We start from the raw sequence: 9,672 nt of genomic DNA on the forward strand, positions 1-9,672 counted from the left end.
CTCTAAACCGTCGCGGGACATCTCACCGGGGTGATCCCCCCGCCCGCCCCCCGCTAAAACCACCCGGGCCCGCGGCCCCCCCCCGGCCGGGGGGGCCCCGGGCCGTGAGTCCGCTCAGTCGCGGGTGAGCTTGCGGTAGGTGACGCGGTGCGGGCGGGCGGCGTCCGCACCCAGCCGCTCGACCTTGTTCTTCTCGTAGTCGGCGAAGTTGCCCTCGAACCAGAACCAGTTCGAGCCCTCTTCCCACGCCAGGATGTGGGTGGCGATGCGGTCGAGGAACCACCGGTCGTGCGAGGTGATCACGGCGCAGCCCGGGAAGTCGAGCAGCGCGTTCTCCAGGCTGGACAGCGTCTCGGTGTCGAGGTCGTTGGTGGGCTCGTCCAGGAGCAGCACGTTGCCACCCTGCTTGAGGGTGAGCGCGAGGTTGAGCCGGTTGCGCTCGCCGCCGGACAGGACGCCCGCGAGCTTCTGCTGGTCCGGGCCCTTGAAACCGAACGCCGCGACGTACGCCCGCGAGGGCATCTCGACGTTGCCGACCTTGATGTGGTCGAGCCCGTCGGAGACGACCTGCCAGACGTTCTTGTTCGGGTCGATGCCGGCCCTGCCCTGGTCGACGTAGGAGATCTTGACGGTCTCGCCGACCGTGATGGACCCGGTGTCCGGAGTCTCACCCCCGGTGATCATCCGGAACAGCGTGGTCTTGCCGACGCCGTTCGGGCCGATGATGCCGACGATGCCGTTGCGCGGCAGGTCGAAGGACAACTCGTCCATGAGGAGCCGGTCGCCGAAGCCCTTGCTCAGCTTCTCGGCCCGGATGACCGTCGTGCCCAGGCGCGGGCCCGGCGGGATCTGGATCTCCTCGAAGTCGAGCTTGCGGTACTTGTCCGCTTCGGCCGCCATCTCCTCGTAGCGCTGGAGACGGGCGCGGCTCTTGGTCTGGCGGGCGCGCGCGTTGGAGCGCACCCACTGCAGCTCCTCCTCCAGGCGCTTCTTGCGCTTGATGTCCTTCTGGCCCTCGACCTTCAGACGCGCGGCCTTGGCCTCGAGGTAGGTGGAGTAGTTGCCCTCGTAGGGGTAGCAGCGGCCGCGGTCGAGCTCCAGGATCCAGTTCGCCACGTTGTCCAGGAAGTAACGGTCGTGGGTGACGGCCAGGACGGTGCCGGGGTACTTCTCCAGGTGCTGCTCCAGCCACTGGACGCTCTCGGCGTCGAGGTGGTTGGTGGGCTCGTCGAGCAGCAGCAGGTCGGGCTGCTCCAGCAGCAGCTTGCACAGCGCGACCCGGCGCCGCTCGCCACCGCTGAGCGTGGTCACCTCGGCGTCGGGCGGCGGGCAGCGCAGCGCGTCCATGGCCTGTTCGAGCTGGCTGTCGAGGTCCCACGCGTTGCGGTGGTCGAGCGCGTCCTGCAGGCGGCCCATCTCCTCCAGCAGCTCGTCGCTGTAGTCGGTGGCCATCTGCTCGGCGATCTCGTTGAACCGGTCGAGCATCGCCTTGGTCTCGGCGACGCCCTCCTCGACGTTCCCGAGCACGGTCTTCGACTCGTTGAGCGAGGGCTCCTGCAGCAGGATGCCGACCGTGAAGCCGGGCATCAGCCGGGCCTCGCCGTTGGACGGCTGCTCCAGCCCCGCCATCATCTTGAGCAGCGTGGACTTGCCCGTGCCGTTCGGGCCCAGGACGCCGATCTTGGCCCCCGGCAGGAACGACAGCGTGACGTCGTCGAGGACCACCTTGTCACCGTGCGCCTTGCGCACGCGCTGCAACGTGTAGATGTACTCCGGCATACCTTCAAGCCTAGGGGATAGCACCGGCAGCGCCGTCCGCGCTGCGGGGAGGCGGGGCCACGGGGGCGGCGGGGAGACAGACCCTGTCCCTGCCGAGCTCCTTGGCGCGGTAGAGGGCGAGGTCGGCGGCGGCCAGCAACTCGATGAGATCCTCACCGTGCACGTTCATGATGGCCACCCCGGCGGACACCGTGACCGTGACCGTCGCCTGCTCGGACGGGACCACCATCCGGCCCACCCGGGCGCGCAGCCGCTCGGCCACCCGCCGCGCCTCGTGCACGTCGGCGCCGGGGAGCAGCACGACGAACTCCTCACCGCCGAACCGCCCGACCACGTCGTACTCGCGCAGCTGGGTGCGGAGAGTGGCCGCCACCTGGGCGAGGACCTGGTCCCCGACCAGGTGGCCGTAGGTGTCGTTGACCTTCTTGAAGTGGTCGATGTCCACCAGGACCAGCGCGAGGGTGTCCCCGGTCCGCTGCGCCCTGACGATCTCCGTGTCCGCCTCCCGCTGCCAGGCGGCCGCGTTCAGCAGGCCCGTCTTCGGGTCCGTACGAGCCGCGGCCTGCAACTGGGCGTGCAGCAGACTCCGCTGGAGCAGCACGACGGGCGGCAGCACGAGCAGCAGCAGTGCCAGGTTGAGCCCGCAGACGGCCGCGACGAGCACGCCGAGGCAGAGCTCGACCGCGTCGAGGAGGACGCGTTCGCGGTCCCACAGGACCTCGCCCCAGCGGCCTTCGGGGTCCGACGCGTGCGCCGCGACCGCGATCAGCGCGGTGTTGAGCACCGTGAACAGCACAGCGCAGGCCGCCGCGACCGCGATCGGCCCGCCTTCCCCCGACGACAGGTGCGCGGGAATGGGGACCGTGCGGTGGAAGACGGCCGAGGCGGAGGCCGCCGCGAGCCCGATCGCCGCCGCGCTGAACACGCGGCGGTACAGCACGGTCGCCCGGACCCTGAGTTGCAGCAGGATCTGCATCGGTATGGGCGCGAGCAGGGCGTAGACCGGCGGAAGCAGGAACGCCACCGGCAGCCACCAGGCGGACAGCAGGTCGCGGGACACACCGGCCGGCATGCCGAGACGACGGGTCGCCTCGATGCACACCGCCCCGCACGCGGTGAGCGCCGCGAACATGACCAGGTGGGGAGCGTGGAACGCGGTGGACCTCGCCAGCACGGCGATCAGGACCGCGTCGAACGCCACGATCGCGCACACGTAGGACACGAGGGCGGGCGGCTGGGCCAGCAGCGGCCAGCGACTTCGCGAGCAGATCGCGCTTCGCGGCCTGGCCGAGGTCTGACCGGTCACCGTCATCCCGCCCCCCAGTAGCCGAACCAGTAGCCGAGGCTCCATCTCACGATGAGTAACACAATAATTGCGGAGTGTGCGAAGCGCGACGGGAACCGCTACCTTGGCACGGTGGCCATCTGCTTCTGATGGGCTAAGGACGCATCTGCGGCGGTTTGGCCGCGGACTCCCGCGGCCCTGAGCGGATGGACATGCGGACGGACATGTCGGGTGCGGGGGATAGCGAGCGGAAGCGGGCCACCGCCGGAAGGAGCAGCCATGCTGCGAGGCGTCATCTGGACCTGATCGGGCCCTGCGGAGCCGAGCCACGGCGTCCCACGCGCCCTCCCAACCACGCTCCACATGCCCTCCCTCCCACGCGCCCTCCTACTGGCGCCTCACGTGGCGCCCCACCCGCCCTCCCAACCACGCTCCACATGCCCTCCCTCCCACCCGCCCTCCTACTGGCGCCTCACGTGCCGCACCGCGTGGCGCCCCGCGCGCCGACCCACACACCGACCCACATGGCGCCCCACGACCGCGCGTACACCCCGGGCAGCGCCTACCGCGCCCTCGCCGGCCGGCCTGGCCCCTCCACCGCGCTGCCACCGGTATCACCTGCGTACGCCGCTCCGCCCCGCTGTGCGGGGGCGTGCCGGTCCGCCGCATGATGGAGGAGTTCGGCCGCTGAGTGGCCGGCGGACGCAGGTGCTCTCGCCGCACACCGCGACCCGCGTCCGGCGCCCGGCACAGCGGGTTCTCCGGCGCGGGGCGACGGCGTGATCAGGCGGCCAGAGCGGGTGGGAGCCAGGCGTCCTCGCCGCTCCGATGGTCGCTCTCCGCGGTCTCCGGATCAGACGCGTCGCCCGCGTCAGACGCGCCGCCCGGGCCGGTCACGGCGGACGTAGTCTCCGGTGCGTCTCCCGCGTCGATCTCCGTCGGCCCGGCGGTCCGTCCCGTGTCGGCGGCCCGCCAGGCGTCGCGGGCGCCGGCGGTCTCCCCCGCCCCGGCGGCCCGCAGGGCCTCGTCGTCCGTGCCCCGCCCGCCGACGAGGGCGTCGAAGGCCTCGTCACCGCCTCCGTCGGCGGCGACTCCCCCGCCGAGGGCGGCCGTGCCGGTGAGCTCCCACTCCCGCGTCGCGTCCTCCATCGCCTGGCGCTCGCCGTCGCTCGGCGCGCCCGCCGAGTAGGCCCGGATCGGCTTCTCGAAGGTGGCGATGCCCCACTTCAGGTCGTGACCCACGGAGCTGGCCTCGATCTCCGCCCAGAACCGCTGCTCGCCGTCGCGCTCGAACTGCTTGATGCGCAGCTTGCCGTACACCACGACCGGGTGGCCCTTGCGGACCGACTGCTGGACGTTGTCCGCCAGTCCCCGGTAACAGCGCACGGTGTAGTAGGTGGTGTCCCTGGTCTGCCAGGTGTTGGTCTGCTGGTCGAGGACGCGCCTGTTGACGGCCATCCGCATCGAGGTCACGCGAGAGCCGTCGCGGAACTGGTACTGCCGGGGGTCGTCGGTGACGTTCCCGCTCAGCGTGACGAAGATGTCGTTCATCGATGTGCCTCCCCGGCCCGGTCACTCGCCGGGCTCGGGTGACCACACTGGCCTGGGACATCACCGCGCCACCGGCCAGAACCGGGTTCTGTGGATGACGCGGCGCCTGTGGACAGCCCGTGAACCGGCAGCCCGTGAACCGGCAGCCCGTGAACGGCAGCCTATGGACGGACAGCCCCGCTGACGGCCGCCTCCGCGGCCACGTCGCGCGTCAGCGCCGGGTGGCCGCCATCGCGCCGAAGAACTCGTTGTACCGGTCCAGCTCGCGCTCGACCGGCTGGACGACCATGTCCTGTGCCAGGACGCCCACCCGGCGTCTCATGTCGCGCTCCAGCCGGTCGCGTTCCTTGCCCGCCGCGAGCACCACGAAGTTCCTGCTCGCCATGGCCGAGAACAGCCCGAGCCCGAGGACGCTGATCATCATCAGCCCCACCCAGGGCAGCACGCCCACGTCGCCGAGGACCTCGGCAGGCGGGCGGCCCGCCTTGAACACGCCGTACGCGAGGATCGCACCCGCCCAGGCGAGGCTCGCGACGAACATGACCACCAGGAGGTACTGCCAGATCTTCAGCAGCCACCACCAGGCGGGCACCCGGTCGAGCGGCGGAGCCTCCTCCGCCAGATCGTTCGACAGCGCCTCGGGAAGCTCGTCCACGCGCGAGCGGGCGGCCTCGCGGACGCCGTCGCGCCACACCTCGGGCATGCCGGCCGTCAGCCCGTCGGCGAGCGCCAGCACCGCGTTGTCCACCTCGGCGGGCTGGGCGGTGACCGCACTCGCGACCAGGCCGCGGATGTCGTCCTTCACCGCCCCGAGACGCAGGCTCTTGAGCGGGTCGGGGCGCAGCCGGGCCGTCCAGCGCGCGTACGGCCAGCCGACCCAGTCGCCCGAGCGGACGGCGTGCACGTTCTCGAGAGCCTCGCCCAGGGCGGAGACACCGATCGCGTCGCACAGCGCGTCGACCAGCCCGGCACGCCGCGCTCCGTCCACCGTGGGCTCCACCCGCAGCAGTTCCGGCATGTCCTTCACCAGCCGCTGCACGAGCCGGTCGAGATCGGCTTCGAGGCGCTGGTAGGCCGCCCGCCGGGCGGCCACGGACTCGGCCAGGACGGCCTTCAGGCTGTCCACGCCCTTGCCGGTGGTGGCGGACGTCGCGACCACGCGGGGATGGGCCACGCCCTCACGCCGGAGAAGGTCCTCCAGGTCGGTCACGCACTCCGCCTGCTCCTCGGGGGTGAGCCGGTCGGACTGGTTCAGCACGAATACCGTCACCGCGTCGTGCCCGGTCAGCTCGGTCACGTAGCGCCGGTGCACCGAGGCGTCGGCGTACTTCTGCGGGTCGAGCACCCAGACGATGAGGTCGGCCACCTGGATCAGCCGGTGGGCCTCGTGGTCGGTGAGCGCGCGGATCGAGTCGTGGTCGGGCAGGTCGAGCAGGATCAGCCCGTGCAGCTGGCTCTCGCCCTTGTCGAGGGCGCTGGCGCGGGCGAACCGGTGCCGCCACTGGATCTGCAGCCAGTCGAGCAGCGGGCCCGCGCCGTCGATGCCCCACACGCAGGCGTGGGTGCGCGCGGTGGTCGGCCGGCGTACGCCGATGGGCGAGAGCTCCAGCCCGGAGACGGCGTTGAACAGGGAGGACTTCCCGCTGCCCGTGCCGCCCGCGAGCGCCACGACCGTGTGGTCGGACGACAGCTTGAGCCGGTCGCCCGCGCGCAGCAGGAGCTGGGCCGCCTCCGTGACCAGCGCCGGGTCGAGCCGTCCCTGCCCCAGCTCGACGATCTTGGCCAGGGCGGCGAGCCTGGAGCCGAGCCCGTGCTGCGTTTCGGCGGTGCTGAGAGCCGTCATGGATTCCTCACCGTGGTGCCGGAGGCGTACTCGGGTGTGAGCTGCCGGATCGGCTCCGTCATCGTGCGACCTCGAGGTTGTACGTTGCCTGGTACAGCCGCGTCGCCGCGGCCTCGTCCGGGATGCCGGCGCTGTCGAGCGCGTCGACGTACCGGAGGGTCTCCTCGTCGAAGAGCAGGCCGACGCGGGCACGCAGGTCGCTGCGGGCCTTGGCGCTGATGTTACGCAGCGACTCCGCGCCGAGCAGGCCGCGCAGCAGCCGCTGGGGCAGCGCGCCGGCGCCCGCGCCCGCCGGGGCGTCCGTGGCGCCGTAGCCGAGCAGGCCGATCATGAAGATCAGTGAGAGCGACTCCACGTCGAACGAGATCAGCTTGGCCACCGACCGCTTGGTCACGCCCTCGGTGCGGATCAGTTCGGTGACGTGGTCCTGCCAGGCGGTGACGGTCCTGGTGGTCCTGCGTCCGATCTCCTCCGACGGGCGGCCGAGCCCCGGGGTCGCGGCAAGCCGGTCGCCCGCGCCCGCCCGCTGCCGCCACCGCGCCACGACCTCCTCGGCGGCCTGCTGGACGGCCGAGTTGACCAGCGCTTCGAGGCCGGTCCGCAGGGCGGTCCTCAGTCCGCGCACGCGCTCCGGGCCCTGCTGGTGGCCCTTGCCCCCGCGCCGCAACTGCAGAGTGCGCATGAGGTCGCCGGAGCCGGCGAAGTCCTGCCACCGCGCGAGCACCTCCCCGCGCAACAGCGAGCCGTCCCTGGTGGCCTCGTCGATCCCCGCCAGAGCCCCCATGTACGCCGCGTCGACGTCGGAGCGCAGATCGGCGCGCAGGGCGACCTGGGTCTCCAGGTGTCGGGCGAGGGCGGGCAGCCGGGTGCGGAAGCTGTTCAGCACGCCGTTCAGCGTGGTCTTGACCGCCGCCTCCCGCCGCTCGTCGTCGACGGACAGCGCGGAGAGCCACATGCGCAGGTCGGCGATCTCGATCTCGGGCAGCCGCCCCTCCCGTACGGCCGTCTCGTTGATGACGAAGCACTCGACCTCGCCCAGGCCGTACTCCTTCAGCATGCGGCCGAAGTGCTTGACGACGACGTCGCGGGATTTCGGCGGCACGCGGGACAGCACGATGACCAGGCGCGCCCCGCGTTCCTTGGCCCGGCGCAGCAGCCCCCAGGACGGCGCGTCGGCGTACCGGGACGCCGTGGTGACGAACACCCACAGGTCCGCGGCGTCCAGCATGCGATGCGCGATCTCGTGGTGCTCCTCCACTACCGAGTCGATGTCGGGTGTGTCGAGCAGCGCGAGTCCCCGGGGCAGGGACGGGCTCGACGTCAGCACCACGCTGCCGGCCGGGGCGTCGCGCGTGGGTTCGCCGAGCCTGTGCAGGTCGCCGAGGAGGTCGCCCCGCGCGTACCACTCATGGTCATCGGGGTGACAGGCGAGCACCGGCGTCGCCGTCGTCGGCCGGCGCACACCCGTGGCCGAGACCTTCCGCCCGGCCAGCGAGTTGACGATGGTGGACTTGCCCGCCCCGGTCGAACCGGCCACGACGATGAGCGCGGGCGCGGTGCTCATGTGGATGCGCGGGATGACGTAGTCGTCGAGCTGCGCCAGGACCGCCGCCTGCGCCTTGCGCGCCTCCTCGGAGCCCGGCACGTCGAGACCGAAGTGCAGGCCCTTCACCGCCGTACGGAGCTGGTTGAGCGCCTCGGTCAGCGCCGCGGAGACCGGCTCCGGCATCGGGAACGAGCGGACCCGGTCGTCGTCGGACGCGTCCTCCTCCGCGGTCTCCGCGCCCGTCTCCTCCGGGGTCTCCGCATCGGTGGCGTCCTCGGCGTCCTGCTCGCCGTCGCCGCCCTCCGGCCAGGCAGCCTCTTCCTCGCCGGCCTCCTGCCCGTCGGCTTCCGCGGCCGCGGAGGATCCTTCGGGCGCGCCGTCGCCGGGGTCGTCGTCAGCCGTGTCGTTCACAACAGTGTCGTCAGGAGCCGCGTCGTCCGGAGCCGCGTCGTCCGTGGCCATGTGGTCCGGAGCCGCATCGTCCGAGGCTGTGCCGGTCTCGGCGGGCCGTACGACGCCGACGTCCGCCTCGGGGGCGCGGGAGTCCTCCTCGGAGGAGGCCGCGGTGGTCTCCTGCGCGGTCTCCACGACCGGCTCGGGCGGAGCGGGCGCGGACGAGGCGGGCAGCGGCCCGCGCGAGTCCGAGGGACGCGAAGCGGGCTCCGGATCGGGCTCGTCGTCGCGGATCGGGCGAAACGCGACGGTCCGCTCCCCCGGCGACTCCGGGTGCTCCTCGATGCCCGGCTCCTCGGTCACGGCGTCGCCGGAACTCGCACCGGTCCCGTGGTCGGGCGTGTTCCTGGCTGCCGATCTCACGGGACCCGCTCCGCTCGCACCATCTCGATCTCCTGGCCGACCTTGACGACCTCGCCGACGATCACGATCGCCGGAGGCCGCACTCCGGCCGCGGTCACCCGTTCCGCCACGGTCGACAACGTGGCGGCAACGGCTCGCTGGGTCGGAAGAGTACCGTCCTGTACCACCATCACGGGAGTTTCCGGTGAACGTCCGTCTCGAACCAGCGTTTCGGCGATTTCCTTGATCCGTTCGACCGCCATGAGGAGTATCAGGGTTCCGGTCGATCGCGCCAATCCGGGCCAGTCGACGGTCGACCTGGGGTCGCCGGGCGGGACGTGCACGGAGATGACGTGGAACTCCTGGCTGACCCCGCGGTGGGTGACCGGGACCCCGGCGGACCCGGGGACCGCGACCGCGCTGGTGATCCCGGGCACCACGGTCACCGGGATGCCCGCCCGGGCACAGGCGATCATCTCTTCGCCGCCGCGGCCGAAGACGAACGGGTCGCCGCCCTTCAGCCGTACGACGAACTTGCCCGCGCGGGCGTGCTCGACGAGCAGTTCGTTGATCTTCTCCTGGGACAGCGACCGGCCGTACGGCACCTTCGCCGCGTCGATCAGCTCGACGTCGGGCGACAGCTCGTCCAGGAGCGCGCGCGGCGCGAGACGGTCGGCCACGACCACGTCGGCCTGGGCCAGGAGCTGGCGTCCCCGCACGGTGATCAGGCCGGGGTCGCCGGGGCCGCCGCCCACCAGCGCGACGCCGACCGGCTTGGTGCGGTGCCGCCTGGCGTCCACGGTGCCGTCGCGCAGCGCGCCGACGATCGCGTCGCGGATGCCGGCCGCGCGGCGGGGGTCGCCGCCGGCGGTG

At 72.1% G+C, this 9,672-nt stretch carries 6 protein-coding genes; all 6 read right to left on the minus strand.

Going from position 1 to position 9,672, the window contains the following annotated elements:
- Positions 1 to 114: 114 nt before the first annotated feature.
- A complete protein-coding gene (gene ettA, locus AB0J39_RS35315; protein ID WP_363472790.1) occupies positions 115 to 1,779 on the minus strand; it encodes an energy-dependent translational throttle protein EttA in 1,665 nt (554 codons plus the stop codon).
- 10 nt (positions 1,780 to 1,789) lie between these two features.
- Complete coding sequence (locus tag AB0J39_RS35320) at positions 1,790 to 3,091, minus strand: GGDEF domain-containing protein (protein WP_363472793.1); 1,302 nt, start codon at positions 3,089 to 3,091, stop codon at positions 1,790 to 1,792.
- A gap of 756 nt (positions 3,092 to 3,847) precedes the next feature.
- The gene (locus tag AB0J39_RS35325) at positions 3,848 to 4,615 is read right to left on the minus strand and encodes a single-stranded DNA-binding protein (RefSeq protein ID WP_363472795.1); all 768 of its coding nucleotides are present in this window, start codon (positions 4,613 to 4,615) and stop codon (positions 3,848 to 3,850) included.
- 211 nt (positions 4,616 to 4,826) lie between these two features.
- On the minus strand, positions 4,827 to 6,458 hold the full coding sequence (locus tag AB0J39_RS35330) for a GTPase (RefSeq protein ID WP_363472797.1): 1,632 nt from the start codon (positions 6,456 to 6,458) through the stop codon (positions 4,827 to 4,829).
- Positions 6,459 to 6,516: 58 nt separating this feature from the next.
- Positions 6,517 to 8,820, minus strand: a complete 2,304-nt coding sequence (locus AB0J39_RS35335; RefSeq protein WP_363472799.1) for a dynamin family protein — start codon at positions 8,818 to 8,820, stop codon at positions 6,517 to 6,519.
- Positions 8,817 to 9,672: uroporphyrinogen-III C-methyltransferase (gene cobA, locus AB0J39_RS35340; RefSeq protein WP_363472802.1), on the minus strand; the 856-nt coding region annotated here is incomplete at its 5' end. The genes cobA and AB0J39_RS35335, both read right to left, overlap by 4 nt.

It is taken from the genome of Microbispora sp. NPDC049633, from assembly GCF_040675265.1.
Lineage (GTDB): Bacteria > Actinomycetota > Actinomycetes > Streptosporangiales > Streptosporangiaceae > Microbispora > Microbispora maris.

Coding starts and splice junctions, on each gene's coding strand:
- AB0J39_RS35325 (WP_363472795.1), bottom strand. CDS start 4,615: ATGAACGACATCTTCGTCACGCTGAGCGGGAACGTCACCGACGACCCC.
- AB0J39_RS35330 (WP_363472797.1), bottom strand. CDS start 6,458: ATGACGGCTCTCAGCACCGCCGAAACGCAGCACGGGCTCGGCTCCAGG.
- ettA (WP_363472790.1), bottom strand. CDS start 1,779: ATGCCGGAGTACATCTACACGTTGCAGCGCGTGCGCAAGGCGCACGGT.
- AB0J39_RS35320 (WP_363472793.1), bottom strand. CDS start 3,091: ATGACGGTGACCGGTCAGACCTCGGCCAGGCCGCGAAGCGCGATCTGC.